Consider the following 23,797-nt stretch of genomic DNA (forward strand, 5'->3'; position numbering starts at 1 on the left):
GCATCCGGGCCAGCGGCCGGACACCCCCGTGCGGTGCACCACAGATTCAGAGGCTGGCGTTCCAGGCCTTCACGATGTCGTCGAGCGCCTGCTTGGCGGTCTTCTGGCCGGCCATGGCGGCCTCGACGTTGTCCTTGAAGACCTTGTTCAGCTTGCTGGCGTCGGGGTACACCAGCGTCAGGTCACGCGCCTTCTTGAGTTCCGTGCTGGACACCAGCTTGCCCTGGTCGATCGCGTTCTGGCCCGCCTGCTTGAAGAACTTGTCGGTGCTGGCCTTCACGGTCGAAGGGAAGGTCGTCTTGGTCACGCGGGAGAACTGCAGCTGGTTCACGTCGTTCGTCAGGAACAGCGCGAGCTTCTGCGCCATCGCCCTGTCCTTCACGCCCTTGGGCACCGTGAAGCCCATCAGCGGCGTGTGGATCACGTTGCCGGCGATGTTGATCGGGTACGGCGCGACTTTGGTGACGTCGTAGATCGCCTTGTTGTCGTTCGCCACGCGCAGGATGAACTGCGGCCCGGTGATCAGCATGCCGAGTTTCCCGGACGAGTACAGCTCGGTCGCGGCGGCAAAGCCCCGGCGCATGGTGTCCTCGGGGATGTAGCCCTTCTTGAACAGGTCGACGTAGGTCTCGAGCAGCTTCACGTGCTCGGCCCCGTTGAACACGGCCGTTCCGCCATCCTTGCTCAACACCGGCAGCCCCGCTTCCTGGAACACGTACAGCATGTTGATGCCGTTGATGTTCGGCATGAAGCCGTAGTTGCCGGTCTTGTCCTTGATCTGCTTGGCCGCCGCGATCAGGGTCTGGATGGTGCGCGGCGGGTTGGCCGGATCGAGACCGGCCTTGCGGAAGATGTCGCTGTTGTAGGCCACGACCTTGGGTGCCCAGTACCACGGCACGCCCATGACCTTGCCGTCGAAGGTGAAGGTCGAGAGCGGCGACGCGAAGTACAGCTTCTTCTGTGCGTCGGTCAGGGTCATCGGTTCCAGTGCCCCCTGCTGCACGAGCTTGACGGCCATGTCCGACGACAGGTTCACGGCGGCCGGCGGCCGGCCCGAGGCCACGGCGGCCAGCAGCTTCTGTTCCATGGCGGCGGCGGGCACGTCGACCCACTTGAGCTCCACGGTCGGGTTCTCCTTCTGGAAGGCCGCGACCAGGCGGTTCATCTCGTCGTTGAACAGCGGTGCGAGCGAGATCGTCCAGAATTCCATGGTGGTCTTCTGGGCGCTGGCACTGGAGGCGGTTGCGAGCACGGCGGCGGTCAGCAGCCAGGTCTTGGCACGGTTCATGTGGACTCCTTCAGGATGTTGGTGGAAACGCTGCGTCGTGTCGTGGTACGCCCAGACTGTAGCGTTCCCCACGGGCACGTGCCTGAGAACTCATTCGGGCCGCTCTCATGCCGCTGGTGTGCACCTGTACGGTGCCACGTCCACGGGCGCGTGGACTACTCTGGGCCGGTGACCACATCCCCCCTTCCCGGTGCCCTGGCGATGGTCGACATCCCCGGCCCGGTGCTCGATCCGGAGACGGCCGCGCACCTGCGGCGCTACGGCGTGACGGCCGTGTGTCTGTTCGGCAAGAACGTCGAGAGTGCCGCCCAGCTCCGCACGCTGTGTGCCGACCTGCGGGCCGTGCTGGGCGAGGACGCCCTGATCGCCATCGACCACGAGGGCGGCGCGATCACCCGTCCGACGTTCTGGCCGTATGCGCCCAGCGCCATGGCCCTGGGCGCGGCCGACGACGCGGCCCTGACGCAGGACGTGCATGCCGCCCTGGCGCGGCAACTGCGCTCGGTCGGCATCAACTGGAACTTCACGCCGGTGCTGGACGTGAATGTCGACGCGTCCAATCCCGTGATCAGCGAGCGGGCCTTCGGGAACACGCCGGCGCTGGTCTCCCGGCACGGCCGCGCCTCGCTGGCCGGACACGCCCGCGCGGGGGTCGCCGCGTGTGTCAAGCATTTCCCCGGCCACGGCGACACCCACCTCGATTCGCACTACTCGCTCCAGCGCGTGTCCAAAACCCGCGAGCAGCTGGACGCCCTGGAGCTCGCCCCGTTCCGCGACCTGCTGCCGCACACCCCGGCTGTGATGACCGCGCACATCATCTTCGACGCCATCGACCCCGAGCTGCCCGCCACGCTGTCACGCCCGGTGCTGACCGGCCTGCTGCGAGGGGAATGGGACTACGAGGGCGTGATCGTCACGGATTCCATGGGCATGAAGGCGATCGACGACCATTACGGCCGGGGCGAGGCCGCCGTGCTGGCCCTGAAGGCCGGGGCGGACATGGTCATGGCGCTGGGCCGCCGGGAGGTTCAGGTCGAGACGCTGGAGGCCGTGGCCGCCGCACTGGACGGAGACCTCGATCCGGCCGCCGTGCAGGCGAGCGTGGAGCGGCTGCGCACGCTGGCGCGGCAGACCCCGGCCCACGCCGACCTGTCCCTGAATCCCGAGGACGACGCGGCCCTAATGGCGCTGGGCTGGGAGCGGGGGCTGAGCGTGTACCGCGATCCCCAGCCACCAGCGCCGGGCTCGCGCCTCCTGCTCGTGTGCGAGCGCTATGCCTACCGCGAGAATGTCAGCGAGCGCGGCGTGGACGCCGATACGGTGGCCCACGACCTGGGCACGCTCTACGACGTGCAGCTCCACGCCTACGACACGGCCGACGACCTCGACTGGCCCGCGCTGCGCCGTCAAGCCGACGACGAGGGCCGCACGCTGGTGCTCGTGACCACCGGTCGCCACCGGCATCCGGCCCTCGCGGGACTGACTCCCGATCTGCACGTCGCGCTGTACAACCCCTACGCCGCCCTGTTGGTGGATGCCCCGGCTGTGATCACCGGCGGCTTCCGGCCCGGGGCGCGGGCGGCGCTGCTGGCGTGGCTGCGTTCCCCCCACGCGGCCGGCCCACGGCCGGTGTTCGCCCCCGGCTGACCGCCGTCAGCGTTCCCAGGGCCACGGGCCGGGGGCGGCGGCCACCCCCAGCGCCCGGGGGCCGGTATGGACATTCAGCACCGGGTTCACGCCCGCCGTGCCTGACCACACGATGGGGTGCCGCGCCGCAAGCACGTCCAGCAGCGTGTCGGAATCGGCCGGTTCGTTGCCGTACAGCAGGCCCAGGCGCAGTGGGGTGCCCTCGGCGTAGGTGCGCGTGACCCGGTCGGCCACGGCCACGATGGCCCCCCGGTAGGAGCGGGCGCGGCCCACGTTGGTGTAGGTGCCGGTCGCCTTGTCGACCGTGATCACGGGCTTCAGATCCAGCAGACCGCCCAGCGTGGCCTGCACCCGCCCGATCCGTCCGCCCCGGCGCAGGTACTCCAGCGTCTCGATGGTGAAGTACAGCTCCGTCTCCTGCGCCACGGCCTCCATCCACGCCACGGCGGTCTCGAGCGTCTCGCCCCGGGCGGCGGCGGTCGCGGCCGCATGCACCTGGAATGCCTGCGCCGCCGACAGGGTGCGGGAGTCGTGGATCGAGACGGCCACATCGGCTCCGGCCAGGGAGCGGGCCTGCTCGGCCGCGTTGCGGCTGCCGCTGAGGCCGGCACTGATGGTCACGGCCAGCACGTCCCTCGTCCCGGCGCGGCGGTACGCCTCCAGCCAGTCCTGCGGCGTCGGCTGGCTGCTCGTCGGATGGGCCGGGTTGGTGGCCAGTTCCCGGAACAGCGCTTCGCGGGACAGCTCGTCCGTGCGGTAGGACGTCTCCCCGAAGGTCACCGAGAACGGCGCGACCGGCACGGCGTTGTTCAGGCCGCCGTAGGCGTCCAGACCACCGTCGGTCACGATGCCGAACAGTGGGGCGGTCACCGGAGCACCACGCCGTTCATCTGCTCGATCAGCTTCAGGGCGGCCGTGTGATCCTCCTGCGCCCCGACCACGCGCGACGCGGCGCGGTACAGGCCCGTCACCTGCGCGATCACGGGCGCGCTGCCCCTGGCCTGCTCGGCCATGTCCAGCGCGATGCCGGCGTCCTTGGCGAGCAGCCCCAGGCCGAAGGTGGCCGGAAACTCTCGGGTCAGCACCCGCTGCGGGATCAGGTTCTCGGTGGTGTTGCTGCGCCCGCTGCTCGCGTTGATCACCTCCAGCGCCGCGCCCAGTTCCACGCCGCGCAGCCCCAGGATCGCCAGCCCCTCGCCGGCGGCCCACAGGTTCACGGCCAGCAGGGCGTTGTTCACGGCCTTGACCGCGAATCCCGCGCCCGTATCGCCCACGCGCACCACCTTGCCCGCGAAGGCCAGCTGCGGGCGCACTGCGTCCAGCACGTCGGCCGGGCCGCCCACCATGACGGTCAGGGTGCCGGCCTTCGCGGCGACCGTGCCCCCGCTGACCGGGGCGTCGAGGAAGCGCACACCGGCGGATGACAGCTGATCCCGCTGCCGGGGCGCGGCGTCCGGGTGACCGCTGGTGCAGTCCACCCACACGCTGCCCGGTTTCAGGTGCGCGTGGGCGGCGTCCAGCACCTCGTCGACCTCGGCACTCGTCGGCAGGCACGACACGATCAGGTCGGCTCCGGCGGCGTCCTCCAGCGTGGCCGCCACGCTGCCGTGCTGTGCGGCGTGCTCCTGCGCCCGGCCCGGTGTGCGGTTCCACACCAGGGTCTGGCCGCCCGAGGCGCGGCTGCGGGCGGACAGATGGGCGGCCATCGGCGCCCCCATCGCCCCCAGCCCCAGGAAGGCAGTCGTGTGGAAGGTCTCGGTCAGCGGCGTGTCCATGCGGGTCAGGCTAGCCCCTGCGTGGTCGCCACACCGCCGCCGTGGACTCAGTCCAGCGGACGTGACGACGCCGGGAGTGTCAGGTCGCCGCCCGCCGGCCCGAAGCGCTCCCGCAGGAAGCGTCCCTGGGCGAGCAGACGGTCGGCGGTGGCGTGGTCGTGGCGCAGGGCCTCGCGCACCCCGTCCTCCAGCAGGCGCAGCTGTTCGTGCAGCAGGAGCTCGGGGGGCTGGCCCTGGGTGGCCAGGGTGCGCCGCGCTCCGTCCGTCAGACCGTGGTACGCCCGCAGCGTGTCCGGCAGGTAGGCGTCGCGCGTCTGGGTCAGTAGATAGGTGGTACGGGCGTCGCCGTTACCGGCGGCCAGCGCGTCCGTGACCTCGCACAGGATCCCCCACGCGACTGACCGGGCGGGTTCCGGCAGGGGTGGCATCAGGGTCTCCGCGCCACCTGAACCCGTCGGTGCGGGCAGCGCGGCGGGCGGCGGGACGTCCGGCTTCGGCAGCGCCCGCCGCTGCGCCTTGGTGGTGTTGTCGACATACGTGATCAGCGCGATCCCGCCGAAGATCACCATCAGGATCAGCACGGCCGTCATGGCTGCATCCTAGCCGCTCAGGGCGTGGTCTTGGCCGGCGTGGTCGTGCCGGTGGCGCCCACGCTGCCCAGGGATTTCAGGTCGAGCAGGAAATTGCCGCCACTGGGCAGCATGACCGTCTGGATGGTCGGTGCGAGCTTCTCGGCGACCGTCAGCTGGATCAGCTGCGGATTCTCGCGCAGGGCCCGGCCGCGCAGCGACAGCGCCTGCGCTTCCCCCTTGGCCTGCTCGATGGCCGCCTTCGCCGCGCCCTGCGCCTCCACGACGGCCCGCTGGGCACTGATACTGCTCTGCTGGAGCCGGTTGCGTTCCACGGCGACCTGCTGTTCCGCCGCCTGCTTTTGCTCGATGGCCTTGGCGATGGACTCCGGAATGCGCAGCTCGCGCAGCAGCACCGAGTCGAGCACCAGATTGTTGCGCGAGAACACGTCGCGCAGGGCCTTCGTGATGCTCGCCTCCACCGCCTGGCGCTGCGTGCTGATGATATCGGCCGCACTGAACTGCCCGATGGCGTCGCGCACCTTGCTGCGCACCTGGGGGCGGATCACGGTCTGCAGGTAGTTGCGGCCCAGCTCCTTGTGCAGGACGGCGGCCCGGGCGCGGTCGATGCGGAACTGCACGGTCACGTCGGCCGTGATGTCCAGGCCCTCCTTGCTGCGGGCACGGATGGCGCCCTCGGAGTCGTTGGCGTTCGGGGCGTCGTGGGCCAGGGTGACCTCCTGGAGGCGGGCGTCGTACAGGTTCACCTTGTCGACGAACGGCACGACGAAGTGAATCCCTTCCTGCAACACGACGGGCTTGACGCCGCTGAACGAGCTGAAGACCACGCCGACGAAACCGGCCGGGATCACCTTCACGCCCTGCGAGATCACCCACACGAGCAGCAGGGCGCCCAGCAGCAGCGGCCACACACGGCGTCCGGATGGAGAGAGGGACATGCGCGGCAACGTCACGTTCGGGGCCTGGCGTGGGGTCGTCATGTCACCAGTATGTGATCCGGTCGCCCCGGGTTTCGCGGATCCGACCCGGCGTCACGCTCCGGCCGGTTCCACGCTGGGGGGGGTCACCTCGTCCACATACACCCACTGGCCGCCCAGCTGCGTGAACACGCTGCGCTCGTGCACCTTCACGGTCTGGGTGCCCTGGCGCAGGGTCGCCGTGAACTCGACCTCCAGGCCGGTGGCGTCATGGACGGTCAGCCCGGTGTACCGGGTGCCGGGTTCCAGGCGCAGCTGCGGGGGCCGCGTGTCCGGATGCCACGTGTTCAGCACGAAGGCCTCCAGATGCAGGGCATACGCCGTGTACCGCGCCCGCATCAGCGCCTCGGGGGTCGCGGCGGCACGGGAACCGTCGTGCGCGGGCCCGCAGCAGTGCGCATAGCTGCGGCCGGTGCCACACGGACAGGACTTGAACGGGGGGTACGCCAGCGGCATGTCGCCACGCTAGCGTGCCGGCGGGGGGGGCGCACGCCGACATGAGCGCCGTCGGGTGGTGACCACGGCTGCCCCCGGCCAGGGGGGCGACGTCCGGGACGCGCATAATGGCCGCAATGGTGCTCCCTGACGTCATCACTTCCCTGCACAACCCACAGGTCAAGCGGCTGGTGCGCCTGCGCGCCCGCCGGGACCGTGAGCACGACCATGTCATTGTCATCGAGGGTGCCCGTGAACTGAGCCGCGCCGTCCAGGCCGGTGTGGACGTCCACGAGGTCTACGTGTGCCCGGCGCTGTACTCCCCCGAGGCGGCGCAGCTCGCGCCGGGGCTGCCGGGGCGGGTGGCCGAACTGTCGCGGCCCGCATTCGAGAAGGTCAGCATGCGCGACCACCCCGACGGGGTGATCGGCGTGGCGGCCGTCCCGGACATGACGCTCCTGGAGCCGCCGGGGGACGCTGTGGTCGTGGTGCTGCACGGCCTGGAAAAACCGGGCAACGTGGGCGCGATCGTCCGGACGGCCGACGCGGTGGCGGCCGCCGGCGTGATCGTCCTCGGACGCGGGGCCGATCCCTTCGGGCCGAACGTGATTCGGGCCAGTCAGGGCAGCGTGTTCACCGTGCCGGTGGTCGCGTGGCCCGAGGCGGCGGCCCTGGCGTGGCTGCGCGGCCGGGACTTCCGGCTGGTCGCGTGCACGCCCGACGCGTCCCGCCCGTACTGGGACGTGCCCCTGACCGGCCGCGTGGCGCTGCTGCTCGGCACCGAACACCAGGGGCTGCCCGCCGGGTGGCGCACCGACGGCGCGGTCCGCATCCCCATGAATCCGGCGGGCGGGGCCGACAGCCTGAATGTCGCGACTGCCGCGGCCCTGATGCTCTACGAGAGCGCCCGTCAGCGTCATGTCCACGCCGCGGGCGGGACGCCGGCGTGACGACCGTCCCCGATCCCTACCGCGACTGGCTGCGCAGCCGTCTGAGCGAGGAACTCGGCGTGCGCGAGGCGCAGCTGACCATCCAGGGCGCGGTGCAGCGCCGGGGCTGGCCGGCGGTGCGGGCGCTCGGTCCGCGTGACGTGGTGGCCGTGTTGCAGGACGTCTATGAGCTGATGCGGGAGCGCGTCGGGGACGGCCGGGCCGACAAGTGGCTGGAGGTCACCACGGTCGATCTGGCGCGCTTCGCCGAGTCGGTGCCGGTGCCCTCGGAGGGCGTGGCCCGGGGCGCGCTCCCCACGCCACCCCCGGTGCGGTGGGGCCGGCGGGCCCACGACCTGCCCCTGCTGCTGGCCCGGGCCCACTCGGAAATCGCTGTGCGCAGTCTGGGGGCCATCCGGGCCAGCCCCGCCATGGCCAGCCTGGAGCGCGCCGCCGAGTGGGACGTCCAGGCGAGCCTCGCCGAGGTGCGGCGCTGGCAGACGGAAGACCGGCTGTCCCGCCTGCGCTCCGACCATGCCCGGATCGAGGTCGCCGATCAGGTCGCGGCGGCCGTGGCCCAGGGCCAGGTGCTGCGCCTGACCGTCCAGGAGCTGGAGGCGGCGGCCCGCAGCGGACAGGCCGTCGATGGCCAGCTGGCGCACAACCGCCTCATGTCGTCCCAGACCGACACCTTCCTGGACACCTTTACCCCCCTGATCGACATGACCGACGCCGATCTCCCGCTGCCGGAGGTGAACACCGATCTGGACAGTGCGCGCTTCGCGCTGGGCGTGCCGCTGCATCCCAACGTCCTGCGGGCACGCCACACCCTGAATTACGCACAGTGGCAGGCGGGTGATGCCGGGGACGCCTCGCCCGGTGTCCTCCAGGCGCAGCATGACCTGCACCTCGCCGAACACGAGGCCCGTGAGCAGCTCGACAGCACCCTGGACGGCGCGCGGCGGCACCAGGATCAGTACCGGACGCTCTCGATCAAGGCGACGGGCCTGGAGCAGCGGGCCACGCGCCTCGCCGGCTCCGGCGGCGACCCTCTGAGCATCGCCCGGGTGCGCCTGGAGTGGCGCCAGGTGCGCAGCGCCGCCCGCATCCAGGGGCACCGCTTCCTAGAGGCCGTCTGCTTCCTGGAGGGGCTGGTCAGCGAGTCCTGAACGGCCCGGGCAGCTTCGGCTCGCCGACAGTCGTCACGCGGCGCCCGCTCAGAGCCGGTCGCTCAGAGCCGGTCGTCGCGTGGCATGGGCGCCCGCACCACGCTGAGCATGTACTGCCCCAGCGCCCGGATGGCCGTGTAGAAGCGCTCGAATTCCACCGGTTTGACCACGTAGCTGGCGGCGTTGGCCTGATACGACCGCATGATGTCCTCCTCAGCAGCGCTGGTGGTCAACATGATCACGGGTATGGTCATCAGCAGGGGATCGCGCTTGAGTTCGGCGAGCGTTTCCAGGCCATTCATGCGTGGCATGTTGATGTCGAGCAGGATCACGTCCGGCCGGGCCGATTCGGGGGCCCGCAGCACCTGCAGCGCCTCCACACCGTCCCGCGCCACCCGGAGCCGGTTGTACACGCCCGCGCCGGCGAAGGCCTCCTGGGTCAACAGGATGTCGGCTTCGCTGTCCTCGACCAGCAGGATCTCGATGGGGGTGGGCGGTGACATGGATGAAGTGGATGAGGTCATGGTCGTCCTTGGGCCGGAGTGACGGCCGCCCGTCACAGAAGATGGAGACGCTCCTGGCGTCTGTATCCCCCAGTGTGACGACCGGAATCTCAGTTGTGTGTCCCTGCGCCTCCTCCCGCTTCACCCTCCTGTTACAGGGCCTTGATGGGTCCTTGACCTGCTGTCACGCGCACGTCAGCTGCAGGGCGTGGGTGGCATCGCAGCACGATCGGCGCCCGCATGACCCCACCAGTCCGCTCCATCATCGGCTGACTGTGCGGCCGCATGTACGTTCAGGACACCGTCGACGCCGTCTCACTGCCCGAAACGCCCGCCGCAGAGTCCTGACGATCCGCTCAGGGGCGTGAAGCGATCCTGGGCGGGTCGGATGTCCTGCACGTCACAGGATCGACGGTGCGGACGTGCTTCTGGTGGTCGACGTCAACGTCGGTGGCTCTCCCGGCAGGGCCACGCGGAATGAGATCGCGACTGCCCGTGCGCGGGGCGGGGTCGTGCGCTGGCCGGAACCACCCAACGACAGACGCGGTGGGCTGTATAGCCCACCGCGCCGCCGTGGAGGTGATCTACGCCTGCTGGAACATCACCGCACGTTTGACTTCCTCGATCAGCTGCGTGATCGGGATGTCGCGCGGGCACGCTTCCGTGCAGTTGTAGGCGGTGCGGCAGCGCCACACGCCGGTGTTCTGGTTCATGATGTTCAGCCGCTGCTGCGTCGCCTCATCGCGCGAGTCGAAGATGAAGCGGTGGGCCTGGACGATCGATGCCGGTCCCAGGTACGAGCCGTTCACCCAGAAGATCGGGCACGAGGTGGTGCAGCACGCGCACAGGATGCAGTTGCTGGAGTGCGCCATCAGGTCGGCCTCGGCCTCCGACTGGATGCGCTCGGCGGCCGGGGCGGGGGACTCGTTGATGAAGTAGGGCATGATCGCGCGGTAGGAGTCGAAGAACGGCTCCATGTCGACCAGCAGATCCTTCTCGACCTTCAGGCCCCGGATCGGCTCGACGGTGATGGTGCCGCCGTCCTTGGCCACGTCGCGCACCAGCGTCTTGCACGCCAGGCGGTTGCGCCCGTTGATCAGCATGGCGTCGCTGCCGCAGATGCCGTGCAGGCACGAGCGGCGGAACGTCAGGCCGGGTTCCTGGTACCACTTGATCTCGTTGATCACGTCGACCACGCGGTCGCCCGGCTGGGCCTCCACGTCGTAGGTGACCCAGTGGGCCTTCTTGTCGACGTCGGGATCGAAGCGCTTGATCTTGACCTTGAGTTTCAGCAGGGTCACGCCAGGAGCGGCCGTGACCGGGCCGGGCGTGGTGCTGGGGGAGACCGTCTGTGTCATGTTCCGTCCTTTCTCAGTACACGCGCGGCTTGGGTTCGAAGGCCCGCGTGAAGCCCTTCAGGGACACCGGCTTGTACCCGATGATGACGTTGCCGGGTTTGTCCAGATCCCGGTAGGCCATGGTGTGCTTGAGCCAGTTGGCGTCGTCGCGATCGTGATAGTCCGCGCGGTCGTGGGCGCCGCGCGACTCCGTGCGGTTCAGGGCGCTGGTCGTCATGGCCTCGGCACAGTCGAGCATGAAGCCCAGTTCCATCGCCTCGACCAGCTCACTGTTGTAGCGGCGGCCGGGGTCACTGACCCCCACGTTCGCGTAGCGGGCCTTGAGTTCCTGGACGATGTCCACCTGCTTTTCCATGTCCGGCCCGTTGCGGAAGATGCCGACGTTGTTCATCATCGACTCCTGCAGGGCCTTGCGGATCGCGGCGGCATTGTCGGTGCCCTTGCTGTGCTTCAGGCGGTCGAACATGTCCACGCTGTCGCGCTCGGGGTTCTCGGGCATGGTCGGCAGCTCGACCTGTCGCGCGTAGGCCGCCGCCGCGATGCCGGCCCGTCGGCCGAACACCACGAGGTCGCCCAGGCTGTTGGTGCCCAGACGGTTCGCGCCGTGCAGGCTCACACAGGCCTGCTCGCCGGCCGCGTACAGGCCCTCCACGCTGCCGCCGCTGCCGTCGCTCAGGCACAGGCCGTTGAGATCCGTGGGGATCCCGCCCATCGCGTAGTGCGCGGTCGGCTGCACCATCACGAGATCCTTCACCGGATCCTGGCCCAGGTATGTCCGCGCCAGATCCGTGATCTCGGCCAGCTTGCCCTCGATCACTTCCTTCGGCAGGTGCGTCAGGTCGATGTAGATGGCGTCGCCGTCGCGGCCCACGCCACGTCCCTCGCGGATCTCGGTGATCATCGAGCGCGACACGATGTCGCGCGGCGCAAGGTCCTTGATGGTCGGCGCGTAGCGTTCCATGAAGCGCTCGCCGTCCTTGTTGCGCAGGATGCCGCCCTCGCCCCGGATGCCCTCGGTGACGAGGATCCCGAGCTTCGCCAGCCCGGTGGGGTGGAACTGGTAGAACTCCATGTCCTCGAGCGGCAGACCCTTGCGGTAGTAGATGCTCATCAGGTCGCCCGTCAGCGTCAGGGCGTTGGACGTGATCTTGAAGATCCGCCCGTAGCCCCCGGCCGCCAGGATCACGGCCTTGGCATGGAAGGTGTGCAGCTCGCCGGTCGCGAGTTCGTACGCGACCAGTCCCCGGCAGCGTCCGTCCTCGATGATCAGGTCCGTGACGTGGAACTCGTTGAAGAAGGTCGTGCCCTCCTTGACGTTCTGCTGGTACAGGGTCTGGAGGATCATGTGCCCGGTGCGGTCCTTGGCGTAGCAGCTGCGCTCGACCGCCGCCTTGCCGAAGTCGCGCGTGTGACCGCCGAACTTCCGCTGGGCGATCTTGCCCTCGGGCGTGCGCGAGAACGGCAGGCCCATGTGTTCCAGCTCGTACACCGCCTCGATGATGTCCTTGGCGAACACCTCGGCGGCATCCTGATCCGTCAGGTAGTCCCCGCCCTTGACGGTGTCGAACATGTGCCATTCCCAGTGATCCTCGGCCACGTTCCCCAGCGCCGCGCCGATCCCGCCCTGCGCCGCGCCCGTGTGCGACCGGGTCGGGTACAGCTTGCTGATACACGCGACCGACACGTTTCCCTTGGCGGCGTACAGCGCGGCCATCAGGCCCGCTCCACCCGCCCCCACAACCAGCACGTCATACCGGTGATGCATCAATGCCGCCTTTGTTAGATCGAGAACAGCCCGACGGTGCCGAATGCGAACAGCAGCGCCACCACGGTGTAGAACAGCCCCTTGACCCACGCGCGGGTCGGCCGCGAGCGCACGTAATCCTCGATGGAGTACCGCGCGCCGTTCGCGCCGTGCAGCAGGGCCAGGGACAGGATCAGCCAGTCGTAGAACTTCCACGCCGGGTTGGCGAGCTTGCCCACCACCGCGTCGAAGGTCGCGTCCGATTCACTGACCTGGATGAAGGTCATGTACACATGGCCCAGCACCAGGAAGACCAGGATCAGCCCGCTGATCCGCATGAACACCCACCAGTTCAGCTCTGCATTGCTGTGGGCCTGCTGCCGGGCGTCTGTGAAGGTTCGAGCGCGGATCATCAGTAGCCCCCCACCAGGCGCGGCCACAGCGTCAGGGCCGCGTACACGAACGACGCCGCACTGATCAGCAGAACCGCGTACCACATCTGGCGCTGGTACGCGACCCCCGCGCCGGTGAAGTCCATCACGATGATGCGCAGGCCATTGAAGGCGTGGTACACGACCCCGGCCGTCACGAAGACCAGACCGATCCGGAACGGCCACAGGTCGTAGGTCTCGTGAATCGCCATGTAGAACCGCTCGCCGAACACGAATGACCCGATGCTGAACACGTGCAGCATCAGGTACGCCAGGATGGCCAGTCCAGACAAGCGGTGAAGCAGGAATGCCCACTGCCCCTCTCTCCCTCGGTACATTCGTCAGACCTCCTTGAAGCTTCCGCCCGCCGTCATCCACCCCTTGTCGGGCTGGCGGGTTTGCCGTGTGGGTGAAGACTCACGCCACGCTGTCAGACCCGATCAGGATAACACCGTGAACCCGGACAACCGTCACTCCTGACGCAACTCGGCGCCCTGTCACCGGCCGGGGAGCAGCACGCGCTACCCTGCGGCCATGGCGCCACGACCCCCCCAGAACGACGACCAGCAGGAAGCAGCGTTCACCCGCAAGATGGTGCTCGGAATCCTGGGCACCCTCGAGAGCAAGGGACTGCTCAGCCAGGCCGAGGTCGATTCGATCATCCGCGCGGCCAAGCAGGCCAGCAGCCCGGCGCCTGCTGCCCGGCGCAGCGGCCCCGCCCTGCCCGGCACCCGCTGGGCCGACGCCGACGGCCAGCCGGTCGGGATGGATCGCAGCACGCCGATTGCCATTCCCGACGTGAAGCGCCGCAGCGACGCGCCGGCCGCAGAGGACGCCGAGAAGCCGCCGGTGATCGACCTGAAGATGGAATGACCGTCGCGCGGCCGGGCGCTCTCCGGCGCCCTTGACCGCCGGAACGGGACAGCGCCGGTACGGAGGAGTGGCCCTACGGGCTGACCACGGTGAGGTACGTCTGCTCGGTGCCGGCGTCGCTGAGGTCGGAGGTGATGGCGGCCAGACCACCGCTGCCGAGCGGGACGGCGCGCAGGGGCGGGCCATCCGACAGGGCGATCCGCGTCGAGGTGCCGCTCCCCGTGTCGATACGGTAGACCGAACCGGCGTCACGTCCCCACAGCGTCTCCGGATGCCTGGCATCGAAGCCGATCAGCTGCCCCGTGCCCACGTTGACGTACTCGGCCGCGCCACGGGCCGGGCTGCGGCTCAGGGTGTTGTAGCGCGCGAACCACACGTCGCCCTGATCCGACACGGCCGCGCTGGTGTAGCCGCCCACCAGGACGTGGCGGGTGACGACTCCCGTCGCGGCCTGTACGGTCAGCGCGACGCCGGCGTGGCGGGGCAGGACGAGCACGGTGCGGCGATCCGGACTGAGGGTGAGGGTACTCCCGTAGGTGCTGTCGATGCCGGTCGTGTCCACGACCCGCACCTGTCCGGTTCGCGGATTCCAGGTGCACAGCTGCGAGGGCTCCGCCGTTCCGGGACGCGTGAACCACACGAGTCCGGCGAGGTCGGTGGCGTCGGCCAGATCGTGCCCGGGGCCGGCGGGCGGCGCGGTGAGGAGCTCGACCCGTCCGTCGTCGTGCACCAGGGCGCTGGCCGCCGCCCCGGCCAGGGCGAGCACACCGTCCGGGGTGGCAATCAGCTGGTCGACATTGCCCGGCACCTGCACCGAGATCCGACCGCCGGTGTCCGAGCGGGTGAGCGTGCTGGACACTGCGGGGGTTCCGGTGTCTGTCCGCTGCCACACGCCGACCGTGGCGGGGGCCAGCAGGCGACCGGCCACGACCGGGAACCGTGGGGGCCGGACGCGCAGCGTGCCGCTGTCGTCTTCCGGCGGCGGGCTGAGCTGCTCCGGGCTGTCGGGCACGATGGGACGGACACCCAGCGCCGCCGTCGGTGATGCCCGGAGCGGCACCTCCGCGGTCGTGGTCTCACCGGCGCGGACGGTGACCGTGACCACCCCTGTCTCCACGCCGTCCACACGGGCACGGAGTCCCACCTGTACCGGGCCGCTGAAGCCGTACTCGCCGGTCACCTGCACCGGTACGGTCGTGGCGTGGCCCTGGTACACGGTCACGGTCGGCGCTGTCAGGCGGAGCGACACTGCCGGCCCGAGAACCGTCAGGGTCGCGGCGAGCTGGGCCTGGTAGCCGCCGCCCTCGGCCGTCAGGCGGATGCGGGTGGTGCTGCCACGGGTGAGCCGGTCGCCGCGCAGGGTCACGAGGCCGCACGTGTAGTCCTGCAGATCCACGGTGGTGGGCGACACCGTGACGCCGGGCGGGAGATCGGCAGCGCCAAGCATCACCGCGCCGTGGTACGGCCCCTCACTGGACACGCACAGCGGCACCGGACGGGGGGCCGCCGGATCCAGTTCCAGCTCGGTACTGCGGGCCGAGAGGGTGAAGCCTGACCGCGCCACCTCGACCGTGGTCCGGGCGCGGCCGACCTCGTCGCCGGCACGGCCGGTCGCGATCACGGTGAACGGCTGCCGGAGGTTGGGGCCGTCCGCGTAGTGGAAGCGCAGGCGGGTCGTGATCTGCTGGGGGTGCAGGGCGCTCCCCATGGCGTGCAGGCCCAGCGGCGGCAGGGTCAGGGTCGCGGGCTGGATCGTCAGCCCCGGCAGGTCCGTGGACAGCGTGATCGGCCCGCTGTAGCCGCCGACCTGCCGGACGGTGACCACCGCTTCGACCGGTGCGGCGGTCTCGAACCGCAGGCCCGTCTCGGGAAGCAGCAGCGTGACCGCCGGGGTCGCCGCCGCTCCGGTCAGCTGGCTGCGGGAACCTGCCGGGACATCCGTGATGGCCGTGCCGCTGGCCGTGGCGTTCACGGTGGCGGCATTCCAGCCTGCCCGGAGGGTCAGCGCGTACGTCACCGGGAGCTGTTCCGGGCAGGTCAATGTGCCGCTGACAGTGGTGGCGCGGTCGCTGTGGATCCGCACGACGGGCTGCCCGCCGCTCAGGGACTCGGTGACCTGACCCAGCGGGTCGTCCCCGGCGCTGAGGATCGTCACGCGGTCGCCCACGCTCAGCGCCGCGTCCGGCGGCGGGCCGCTGAACGCGCACGTTCCGTCCAGCGGGAGCAGGGGAGACGCCGTGGGTGTGCCGGGGGCGGCGTCCAGGGGCAGCGTCAGGGTTCCGGGAGAGTGCAGCGAGCCCGCCACGCCGGTGAACAGGTGCCCACCGCCCGCCAGGAGGGCCCGGGCCTCCGGGAAGCTGGCCCCCTGCACCTGACCCTCGATCCGGCCCGGATCGACGACCGTGCCAGCGACCGGCCCCGGTGCCGGCACCTCCGGGGCGCACGACAGCAGGCCGACCAGCAGGGCCGCCGGTACCCAGTTGAGCGGTCGGTCAGTCACGCGGCCCATGCTAGTGCCGGTGCCGCCGGTGCGGCGCTGCCTGTCCAGCGGCGTGTCAGGGACGCTGCACGTCCAGGGTGCCGTCGCCCCGGCCGACCTGCTGGCCGGACTCGTTGGTCACCGTGATCACGAAGGGACGCACGCCGTTCACCGCGCCGGTATACGTGAATGCCAGGGTCGTGCGCAGGGCCTGGGTGCCCAGCCCCAGCCGGCGCAGCCCGCTGCCAGGCCGGGGACCCACGGACAGCGGGCCGCCCAGCGTGACCTCGCTGGGGGTCACGGTCAGCCCCTCGATGTCCGTCTTCAGGGTGAAGGTGCCGCCCAGGCCACCCTCCTGGTACAGGGTCGCGGCGACCTGGGCCGTTGCGTTGTCCCGGAAGGTCAGGAGTTCCGGGGCCAGCACCACCGAGATGTACGGCAGGTTCAGGCTGGACTCGAAGGCCGTGGTGACCGTCCCCAGGCTTTTCATGGAGACCGTCTGGGCGTCCGAGAATTCCACGGCGTTCCAGCCCCGGCGCAGGGTGACGTCGTAGTTCACCTCGGTGGTTCCGCCGCAGCGGATCGTTGCCTGAACGGTCGCGGCGCGGTCGCTGTACACGCGGGCCACGCGGGAGAACGGCAACGTGCCGCCGGCCTTGACCAGTTCGCGGATGTGTCCCAGCGGGTCGCCCTCGGGGCTGGCGACGACCAGCCGGTCGTAGAACTGCACCTTCGGATGGTTTTGGGCCGCGCCGCTGACGGTGCACCCGTCCGGTACCGTCAGCAGGTCGAAGGCGTCGGCGGCCGGCGGAGGCGTACCCACGTCCAGGCGGAAGGTGCCGGGTGCCGTGAGCTGGCCGGTCACGCCGGTGTGCGTGGCGTCACCGCTGGCGAGGTACACCACCGCATCCGGAAAGCTGACGCCGGCCGCGGTGCCCTGCAGGGTCAGGCGATCGGCACTGCTCGTCGTGGTGGAGCCGCAGCTGGCCAGCGCGGCGCACAGGACGAGGATCGCGGGAACGGGCGCGTGGCGTGTCATCGGATCCGCAGTCTAGCGCCGGACCATCCCGTCACCGCATGAGCGTGGCTTCGGGGAGGATTGACGAACGCCCGGAAGGCGCCGTGGGCCGCCCGCCGTCTACGCAGTCGCTGGTCTCCCCGGACGTGTCCGCCTACACTGTCGGCGTGCCCGGCGCGTCCGGCGGCCGACCGCGGCCGCGCCGGCAAGGAGACAGTCATGGACACGAAGATTCTGCTGGCCGTGGCCGCGCTGCACGTGGTCGTGCTGGTCGTACCCGGCCCGGACGTGCTGCTGGTCAGCCAGACGGCGCTGAGCCGCACCCGCCGCGCCGCACTGCTGGCCGGGCTGGGCGTGGTGCTGGGCATCGCGGTGTGGGCCAGCCTGGCGCTGCTGGGCATCGGCCTGCTGTTCGAGGCCTTTCCGTGGATCAGCGGCGCGGTGCGGGTCGCGGGCGGCGCGTACCTGCTGTGGATGGGCGTGACCCTGTGGCGCAGCAGCCTGAAGCCAGGTGAGGCCAGTGGGCTCGAAACCGCCCCCGCCAGCGACCTGGGCGCCCTGTGGCGCGGCTTCCTGACCAACATCTCCAATCCGAAGGCGGCCGTGTTTTTCGGCAGCGTGTTCTCGGGTGTGCTGGGGACGGGTGCGGGCAGCGGCATGAAGCTCGCCGCCTTCGCGATCATCGTGACGCTCAGCGCCGTGTGGTTCGCGCTGGTCGCCGCCGGCATGTCCACGGTGCCCATGCAGCAGGCCTACCGCCGTGCCCGCCGCGCCGTGGATCGCGTGGCCGGCAGCGTGATGCTGGGCTTCGGCGCGGCCCTGCTCGCGACCCGGGAGCACGGCCATGGGTGAGGCCAAACGCCGCCGGGCGCTGGGCCTGATGCCCGCCGTCCATCCCTTCGTGGCCCAGCTCGACGCAGAGGGGAACGCGACCATCGTGAGTGGCCCGGCGGACGCCGCCCTGCACGCGCTGATCACCCGGACGCTGGCCGACACGCAGCTGACCGGTGAGGCGTGGGCCAGCGAGTACCGTTCGGCGGAAGTGCTGTCCGGGCGGGTGCCGGGGCGGTTCGTGACCGCCGAGGATGTGCAGCGCGTGCCCGTCGCCCCGTACCGCCAGCTGACCGGCGAACTCGTCATCGGGCCCAGCGCTCCGGAGACTGACGACGTGCTGCTGCCGGTCGAGGGCGGGCACCTGCGGCTGCGCGGCCAGCAGCACTCGATGGACGGCCTGACGTGGGTCTCGCCGTCGGCGCCCCGTGATCCCCAGGCGTTCCTGCGCGTCCTGCAGGACAACCCGGCGTTCTCGCTGCAGGGTGAACTGATCGCACAGCTCCGTGCCGAGCACTGGCTCGAGGGCCGCATCGACCTCGACCCGGAGCCGCCGGAGGCGCTGCTGGAGGGCACCGAGGAGATCGTCCGCGAGTGGCACGGCACCTCGGTGCAGGACTGGAGCGAGATCCACACCGAACTCGGTGGCGAGGGCGTTCCTGTCGCCCGCCGCACCGTGTTCGAGCTGCGCCGCCCCGCGCCGCTCCAGAGCCCCATGAACCGCGTGTTCGCCATCCGCCGGGGCATCGAGTTCGTCCCGGTGGAGGACGGCGCGGCGTACACGCTCGACGGCGAGGACTGGATCGCCTATGACCCGGACCGTGCCGCGCTGCCCGGCGGCGGACTGCCACCCGAACTCGCCAGCCTCTTCGACCTGGAGACCGTCAGCGTCATCGTCCATGCCGACGGCCGCGTGGAGTGGGCGGACACCGACCTGCCCGGTGAGCGTCTGGACGCCCTGAACGAGAACCTCCGCGACGCGACCGGTGCGGGCGACCCGCCGCACTGGGCCGCGTGGACGGCGTCCGTGCTGGGCGAGACCTACGGCGAGGAGCTGGACGTGCCGGAGGGAACGGCCCTGCCCGTGCCGCTCGCCGTGAAGCTCGACCTCCCCACCGACGCGCTGCACGACGACGACCCCCTGTCGCAGACCTTCATGGAGTCCGAGGTCTCGTTCGACGGCACCACCTGGCGGGACCTGTACGACGAGGATCTGCCCCCCGAACTCGGGGCATTCCGGCCGCCCACGACTTAAGCTGAACGCACCGGCACCACGACTGGACATCCGGATGTCCACCGCCTCACTCTCCCCCGCAAGGAACACCATGCCCACAGTCATCACCCTGCCCGGCGACGGGATCGGTCCCGAGGTCACCGCCGCTGCCACCCAGATCCTGCGTGAGGTCGCTCCCGACGTCACCATCGAGGAACACGCCATCGGGGGGATCGCCTACGACACCCACGGCGATCCCTTCCCCCAGATCACCCGCGACGCCCTGGCGGGAGCCGACGCCGTGCTGCTCGGAACCGTGGGCGGTGCACAGGACAGCGTGTGGAATACCCTGCCGCGTCCCAAGCGCCCCGAGAGCGGCCTGCTGGCGCTGCGCAAGGCCCTGGGCTGCTACGCCAACCTGCGCCCGGTGCGGGTGCAGCCCGGCCTGGAGCACCTGTCTCCCCTGAAGCCGGAGCTCGCCCGTGGCGTGGACATCCTGATCGTGCGAGAGCTGCTGGGCGGCGTGTACTTCGACGGCGACCGCAAGATCGACGGCGCGACCGCGTACAACACCATGCGCTACACGACCCCCGAGGTCGAGCGGGTGGCGAGGGTGGCGTTCTGGGCCGCCGAACAGCGGAAAGGCCGGGTCACCAGCGTGGACAAGGCCAACGTGCTGGAAGTCAGCGAGCTGTGGCGCCGCGACGTGACCGCGCTCCGTGACCGAGAGTACCGGGGCATCCACCTGAACCACGAATACGTGGACTCGGTCGCCATGCTGATCGTGTCCGATCCCAGCCGCTACGACGTGATCGTCACGGAGAACCTGTTCGGGGACATCCTGAGCGACCTCGCCGCCGTGATTCCCGGCAGCCTGGGTCTGATGCCCAGCGCGTCCCTGGGCGACGGGGCCGGCCTGTTCGAGCCGATCCACGGCAGTGCGCCGGACATTGCCGGACGCGGCGTCGCCAATCCCGCCGCCGCGATCATGAGCGCCGGCATGCTGCTGCGCCACGGCCTCAAGCGCCCCGACGCCGCCAACCAGATCGACCGCGCCGTGGCCCTGGCGCTGCGTCAGTCGCCCACCCGCGACCTGGGCGGCACCGCCGATACGGCCACCTTCACCCGCGCCGTGCTCGACGCCCTGGAGACCTCCCCGGCCGTCGGCTGATTCCTGCCCGCGCCGCGCCGTACACCCGTGCCCCCCGGCGCGGGTGCACACTGTGGACATGAGCGACCCCGCCGTGACCTTTCCCGCGCCGCGCCGCATCCCCTACCCCGGCGGCTGCGTGCTCGAACCCGGCCCGTATGCCCTGGACTACCTGCTGCGCTGGCCGGCCCCGATCCGGGTGCACGGCCGCGATCTGGGCGAACAGCCCGTGTATCCGTTCCTGAAGGGCCTGCTCGCCGATCCTGCCGCCCACGGTGTGACCTCGGCCGACGCCGACGCGGCCCGGGACCGCTTTCTCGACGTCGCCGGGCAGGCGCTGGAGGCCGAGGGCGGCCAGCGGGCGTGGCTCGTCCGGGAGTTCGGCCGCTGACACCGGACACGGGAGGTGACCGCTGGGACGTGCTGCGGCTGCTCGACGCCCACCCCGGCGAGGCGCTGCACACCCGCGTGGCCCGCAGCCTGCGTGACGCGGTGACACGGGGCCTGATTCCGGACGGCACCCGCCTGCCCGGTCACCGGCCGCTGGCCGCCCGGCTGGGCGTGTCGCGTAATACCGTGGTCGACGCCCTGACCCAGCTCCAGTCCGAGGGCTACCTGGGTGTGCGCGGGCGCAGCGGCACGGTCATCCGCGTTCCCGGTCCTGCCGCCCCGCCGCCGGACGCGGCCGCGCCGCCCCTGAGCGCGTGGGCCACGCGGGTGCTGCGCGGTCAGCCCGGCCTGCCTGCCGGCGGGTATGCGGTCGACTTCCGGGTGGGGCAGGACGTGCCGGAGCTGTACCCGGAGGCCGCGTGGACCCACGCGCTGGCCCATCGGGCCGGCGAGGCGGGCCAGCGGGCCGGGCGCCATGCCGACCCCCTGGGGCCACTGGAGACCCGCCGGGCCGTGGCGGCGTACCTGAACGCCGAGCGCGGCGCCCGCGTCACGCCGGACATGGTCATGCTCACGGCCGGGACGCAGGCGGCCCTGGACGCCCTGGCCCGCGTGTTCCTCGAGGCGGGCCGGGGCGCGGTCGTCGAAGCGCCCACCTACGCCGGTGCCCGGGCCGCGCTGGCCGCCACCGGAGCCGGGGTGTGGTCGGTGCCCGTGGATGAGTCCGGCCTCCAGACCGACGCCCTGCCCGATGCGGACGCCACCGTCGTCTATGTCACGCCGGGCTGCCAGTACCCGACGACCGCCACGCTGCCGGCGCCCCGACGCCACGCCCTGATCACGTGGGCGCGTCGCCGCGGTGCCCTGATCCTCGAGGACGACTACGCCGCAGACCTGCACCACACCGGCCGCGCGCCTGCGGTGCTGCAGGGTCTGGCCCCGGAACGCACGGTGCTGCTGGGCACCTTCAGCAAGGTGCTGGCCCCCGCCACCCGCAGCGGCTTCCTGGCCGCGCCACGTGAGGTCATCCGGATCCTGGCCGCCACCCGCACCCTGACCGACCGGGGGCCGGGTACGCTCGATGCCCTGGCCCTCGGCGACGTCCTGGCGTCCGGAGCGTACACCCGGCACCTGCGCCGCAGCCGGCCCATCATCCGGCACCGGCACGAGGTGCTGCTCGCGGCGCTGGCCGACCATCTGCCGCAGTGGTCGGCCCGGCCGGCCAGCGCAGGCCTGCACGTGTATGTGCCGCTGCCGCCCGGCTGGCGTGCGGCAGCGGTGACAGGCCACGCGGCGTCACACGGCGTCGCGCTCACGCCGCTTGAGCCCCTGACCGGGGGGGGGCACGGCCCGGCCGTGCTGCTGGCCTTCGCCCACCTGCCGATCGACGCGCTCAGGGACGGTGTCCAGCGGCTGGGTGTGGCCCTGCGGTCGCCACCCGCGTGACCCGGCCGGTCGAACCTGTCAGCCGACTGTGGGAGCGCACACGGTACACTGCCGGCAATGCGCCTGCTTCTCGTTGCCCTCGCCCTGGTGCTGACGCTGATGTACTTCACGTTCGGTCTCCGGGCGGGGTACGTCACCCTGACGCCCACATACATGCTCAACGCCACCGGCACCAACCGCTACAGCTACCAGATCTATGACTCCGGCCAGACTGTCGGCGTCCAGGGCCGCTGCACCGTCCGCTCCGGGGCAGTCACCCTGCGGCTGCTCGATGCCAAGGGGGCCCAGGTCGCCGGGCAGGCGTGCCCGAAGGGCGAGTGGGCCCTCAAACTGCTCGCCGCCGGCGAGATCGGGAAGTACACCCTGGAAGTCGATCTGGACAAGTTCACCGGCGTGCTCGACCTGACGGAGACCCGGCAGGACTAGCGGGCCGCGCCGCCGGCAGGCCAGCGGATCGGGGGGAGCATGGACACAATGTCCATGCTCCCCCCGATCCGCTGGGGCCTGAGCTCAGGCCTGCTGCGCGGCCTTGGCCTTGTTGATGGCCTTGGCAAGGCGGCTCTTCTTGCGGGCCGCCGTATTCTTGTGCAGGGTGCTGCCCTTCGCGGCCTTGTCGATCAGGCTCTCGGCCTTGCTCTGGGCGGCGGCGATGTCGCCACCGGCGGTGACGGCTTCGAGCGCCTTCTTGGTGTAGGTCTTGATCGTGCTCTTGCGGCTGCGGTTGATCATGCGGCGCTTGAGGCTCTGGCGGTGGCGCTTCTGGGCGGACTTGTGACGTAAGGCCATGGTCGTGACTCCTGTTCTCCCACCGGCCCGGTCTGGGGGTGGGGCGGCTTCCCGGGCGGGAAACGCGAGCGCTGGACGGAACGTCCACGCGACCTGCACAGCGTGCAGGGTGTCCACCCTGTCGGATGGCAACCTCGTGACTATATCCGGAGTGCCGGGCCGTGGCAAGCGGCATACTGGAGTGTGCGCCGCTCCCGTGAGTCGAACCCGCCACCCGCACCCCGCTCGCCGCAGGAAGAGCGGGACGCGCTGCTTGCCTATGCGTTCCGGGCCCTGGGCGGCCGCGCCCTGACCGAGGCCGAGCTGCGCGGCAAGCTCGAGAAGCGCAGCGCAGACCCGGCGCTGGTGCAGGAGGTGCTCGCGCGCGTGCAGGAACTCGGCTACCAGGACGATGCCCACGTGGCCCGCGCCGAGGGTGGACGTCATACCGTGGGACGGTTCCGCGTGCGGCAGACCCTGAAGCGCCGGGGCGTCTCTGAGGCCCTGATCCAGCAGACTGTGGAGGCGCGCGACCCCGACCAGGAGGCGCAGACGGCGCAGGCCCTGCTGGAGCGGCGCTGGCCCGCCCTGGCCCGCAAGCGCGATCCACGGGCCAGTGCCTACGCCTTTCTGGCCCGGCGTGGTTTCGCGGGCGACGCCATCTGGGCCGCGATCCGCGAGGTGTCGGCCGCAGCCGGCGCGGCTGCAGACGTTCCGGACGACGCGGCATGGATCGACGAGGACGGGTGACCCGCCGCCCGCGCTTGACGGCACCGGGGGGGCCGC

At 70.8% G+C, this 23,797-nt stretch carries 25 protein-coding genes; 11 read left to right on the top strand and 14 right to left on the bottom strand.

Translation table 11 applies throughout. The features are described 5' to 3' along the window. Positions 1 to 46 precede the first annotated feature (46 nt). Positions 47 to 1,288: an ABC transporter substrate-binding protein gene (locus tag U2P90_RS10880; protein ID WP_322472113.1), complete on the bottom strand. Its 1,242-nt coding sequence runs from the start codon at positions 1,286 to 1,288 to the stop codon at positions 47 to 49. A gap of 168 nt (positions 1,289 to 1,456) precedes the next feature. Here U2P90_RS10880 and U2P90_RS10885 point away from each other — a divergent pair, with 168 nt between their 5' ends. Then, positions 1,457 to 2,935 carry a glycoside hydrolase family 3 protein gene (locus U2P90_RS10885; RefSeq protein ID WP_322472114.1) on the top strand — a complete coding sequence of 493 codons (1,479 nt, stop codon included), beginning with the start codon at positions 1,457 to 1,459 and terminating at the stop codon, positions 2,933 to 2,935. A 6-nt stretch (positions 2,936 to 2,941) separates the two neighbouring features. Here U2P90_RS10885 and U2P90_RS10890 read toward each other — a convergent pair whose 3' ends face one another. The 5 genes from U2P90_RS10890 to U2P90_RS10910 are packed head-to-tail and all read right to left on the bottom strand — an operon-like array spanning position 2,942 to position 6,733. Beyond that, a complete protein-coding gene (locus tag U2P90_RS10890; protein WP_322472115.1) occupies positions 2,942 to 3,805 on the bottom strand; it encodes a DegV family protein in 864 nt (287 codons plus the stop codon). Beyond that, positions 3,802 to 4,710 carry an NAD(P)-dependent oxidoreductase gene (locus U2P90_RS10895; protein ID WP_322472116.1) on the bottom strand — a complete coding sequence of 303 codons (909 nt, stop codon included), beginning with the start codon at positions 4,708 to 4,710 and terminating at the stop codon, positions 3,802 to 3,804. Before U2P90_RS10895 ends, U2P90_RS10890 begins: the two co-directional genes overlap by 4 nt. Positions 4,711 to 4,757: 47 nt before the next feature. After that, complete coding sequence (locus U2P90_RS10900; protein WP_322472117.1) at positions 4,758 to 5,300, bottom strand: hypothetical protein; 543 nt, start codon at positions 5,298 to 5,300, stop codon at positions 4,758 to 4,760. Between the two features lie 17 nt (positions 5,301 to 5,317). Continuing rightward, complete coding sequence (locus U2P90_RS10905; RefSeq protein WP_322472118.1) at positions 5,318 to 6,280, bottom strand: prohibitin family protein; 963 nt, start codon at positions 6,278 to 6,280, stop codon at positions 5,318 to 5,320. Positions 6,281 to 6,331: 51 nt separating this feature from the next. Continuing rightward, a complete protein-coding gene (locus U2P90_RS10910) occupies positions 6,332 to 6,733 on the bottom strand; it encodes a YchJ family protein (protein WP_295821848.1) in 402 nt (133 codons plus the stop codon). A gap of 116 nt (positions 6,734 to 6,849) precedes the next feature. Here U2P90_RS10910 and U2P90_RS10915 point away from each other — a divergent pair, with 116 nt between their 5' ends. Continuing rightward, entirely contained in the window at positions 6,850 to 7,662 is an 813-nt protein-coding gene (locus U2P90_RS10915; RefSeq protein ID WP_322472119.1) for a TrmH family RNA methyltransferase, read from the top strand. Next, positions 7,659 to 8,810, top strand: coding sequence for a hypothetical protein (locus U2P90_RS10920; RefSeq protein WP_322472120.1), 1,152 nt, complete (start codon positions 7,659 to 7,661; stop codon positions 8,808 to 8,810). The genes U2P90_RS10915 and U2P90_RS10920 overlap by 4 nt, the downstream gene beginning before the upstream one ends. A gap of 62 nt (positions 8,811 to 8,872) precedes the next feature. Here the strand turns inward: U2P90_RS10920 and U2P90_RS10925 are convergent, their stop codons facing one another. The 5 genes from U2P90_RS10925 to sdhC form a co-directional block, all read right to left on the bottom strand. Next, positions 8,873 to 9,313 carry a response regulator gene (locus U2P90_RS10925; RefSeq protein WP_295821855.1) on the bottom strand — a complete coding sequence of 147 codons (441 nt, stop codon included), beginning with the start codon at positions 9,311 to 9,313 and terminating at the stop codon, positions 8,873 to 8,875. Positions 9,314 to 9,897: 584 nt separating this feature from the next. Further along, a complete protein-coding gene (locus U2P90_RS10930) occupies positions 9,898 to 10,671 on the bottom strand; it encodes a succinate dehydrogenase iron-sulfur subunit (protein WP_322472121.1) in 774 nt (257 codons plus the stop codon). A gap of 13 nt (positions 10,672 to 10,684) precedes the next feature. Then, positions 10,685 to 12,436, bottom strand: a complete 1,752-nt coding sequence (gene sdhA / locus U2P90_RS10935; protein WP_295821860.1) for a succinate dehydrogenase flavoprotein subunit — start codon at positions 12,434 to 12,436, stop codon at positions 10,685 to 10,687. Positions 12,437 to 12,450: 14 nt separating this feature from the next. Further along, positions 12,451 to 12,828, bottom strand: a complete 378-nt coding sequence (locus U2P90_RS10940; protein ID WP_295821862.1) for a succinate dehydrogenase hydrophobic membrane anchor subunit — start codon at positions 12,826 to 12,828, stop codon at positions 12,451 to 12,453. Then, positions 12,828 to 13,184 (bottom strand): succinate dehydrogenase, cytochrome b556 subunit, encoded by a 357-nt coding sequence (sdhC, locus tag U2P90_RS10945; RefSeq protein WP_295821864.1) that lies wholly within the window; start codon positions 13,182 to 13,184, stop codon positions 12,828 to 12,830. The genes U2P90_RS10940 and sdhC overlap by 1 nt, the downstream gene beginning before the upstream one ends. 196 nt (positions 13,185 to 13,380) lie before the next feature. Between sdhC and U2P90_RS10950 the strand changes: the two genes are divergently transcribed. Further along, positions 13,381 to 13,719, top strand: coding sequence for a hypothetical protein (locus tag U2P90_RS10950; RefSeq protein WP_322472122.1), 339 nt, complete (start codon positions 13,381 to 13,383; stop codon positions 13,717 to 13,719). Between the two features lie 73 nt (positions 13,720 to 13,792). Here the strand turns inward: U2P90_RS10950 and U2P90_RS10955 are convergent, their stop codons facing one another. Both U2P90_RS10955 and U2P90_RS10960 read right to left on the bottom strand, forming a co-directional pair. Then, on the bottom strand, positions 13,793 to 16,219 hold the full coding sequence (locus U2P90_RS10955; protein WP_322472123.1) for a hypothetical protein: 2,427 nt from the start codon (positions 16,217 to 16,219) through the stop codon (positions 13,793 to 13,795). 55 nt (positions 16,220 to 16,274) lie between these two features. Continuing rightward, complete coding sequence (locus U2P90_RS10960) at positions 16,275 to 17,237, bottom strand: hypothetical protein (protein WP_322472124.1); 963 nt, start codon at positions 17,235 to 17,237, stop codon at positions 16,275 to 16,277. A 198-nt stretch (positions 17,238 to 17,435) separates the two neighbouring features. On the opposite strand from U2P90_RS10960, the gene U2P90_RS10965 reads away from it, so the two are divergent. From U2P90_RS10965 to U2P90_RS10990, 6 genes are all read left to right on the top strand, one after another. Next, complete coding sequence (locus tag U2P90_RS10965) at positions 17,436 to 18,068, top strand: LysE family transporter (protein ID WP_295823014.1); 633 nt, start codon at positions 17,436 to 17,438, stop codon at positions 18,066 to 18,068. Then, positions 18,061 to 19,302 carry a hypothetical protein gene (locus U2P90_RS10970; protein ID WP_322472125.1) on the top strand — a complete coding sequence of 414 codons (1,242 nt, stop codon included), beginning with the start codon at positions 18,061 to 18,063 and terminating at the stop codon, positions 19,300 to 19,302. Before U2P90_RS10965 ends, U2P90_RS10970 begins: the two co-directional genes overlap by 8 nt. 70 nt (positions 19,303 to 19,372) lie before the next feature. Then, complete coding sequence (gene leuB / locus U2P90_RS10975) at positions 19,373 to 20,431, top strand: 3-isopropylmalate dehydrogenase (protein ID WP_295823017.1); 1,059 nt, start codon at positions 19,373 to 19,375, stop codon at positions 20,429 to 20,431. 58 nt (positions 20,432 to 20,489) lie between these two features. Beyond that, entirely contained in the window at positions 20,490 to 20,801 is a 312-nt protein-coding gene (locus U2P90_RS10980) for a hypothetical protein (protein ID WP_322472126.1), read from the top strand. 29 nt (positions 20,802 to 20,830) lie between these two features. Beyond that, positions 20,831 to 22,246, top strand: a complete 1,416-nt coding sequence (locus U2P90_RS10985) for a PLP-dependent aminotransferase family protein (protein ID WP_322472127.1) — start codon at positions 20,831 to 20,833, stop codon at positions 22,244 to 22,246. Between the two features lie 57 nt (positions 22,247 to 22,303). Beyond that, complete coding sequence (locus tag U2P90_RS10990) at positions 22,304 to 22,672, top strand: hypothetical protein (protein WP_295823022.1); 369 nt, start codon at positions 22,304 to 22,306, stop codon at positions 22,670 to 22,672. Positions 22,673 to 22,756: 84 nt separating this feature from the next. Here the strand turns inward: U2P90_RS10990 and rpsT are convergent, their stop codons facing one another. Next, positions 22,757 to 23,032: a 30S ribosomal protein S20 gene (gene rpsT, locus U2P90_RS10995; RefSeq protein ID WP_295823553.1), complete on the bottom strand. Its 276-nt coding sequence runs from the start codon at positions 23,030 to 23,032 to the stop codon at positions 22,757 to 22,759. 183 nt (positions 23,033 to 23,215) lie between these two features. Between rpsT and U2P90_RS11000 the strand changes: the two genes are divergently transcribed. Continuing rightward, positions 23,216 to 23,761: a RecX family transcriptional regulator gene (locus U2P90_RS11000; RefSeq protein WP_322472128.1), complete on the top strand. Its 546-nt coding sequence runs from the start codon at positions 23,216 to 23,218 to the stop codon at positions 23,759 to 23,761. The last annotated feature ends 36 nt before the right edge of the window (positions 23,762 to 23,797 follow it).

It is taken from the genome of Deinococcus sp. AB2017081, from assembly GCF_034440735.1.
GTDB lineage: Bacteria > Deinococcota > Deinococci > Deinococcales > Deinococcaceae > Deinococcus > Deinococcus rufus.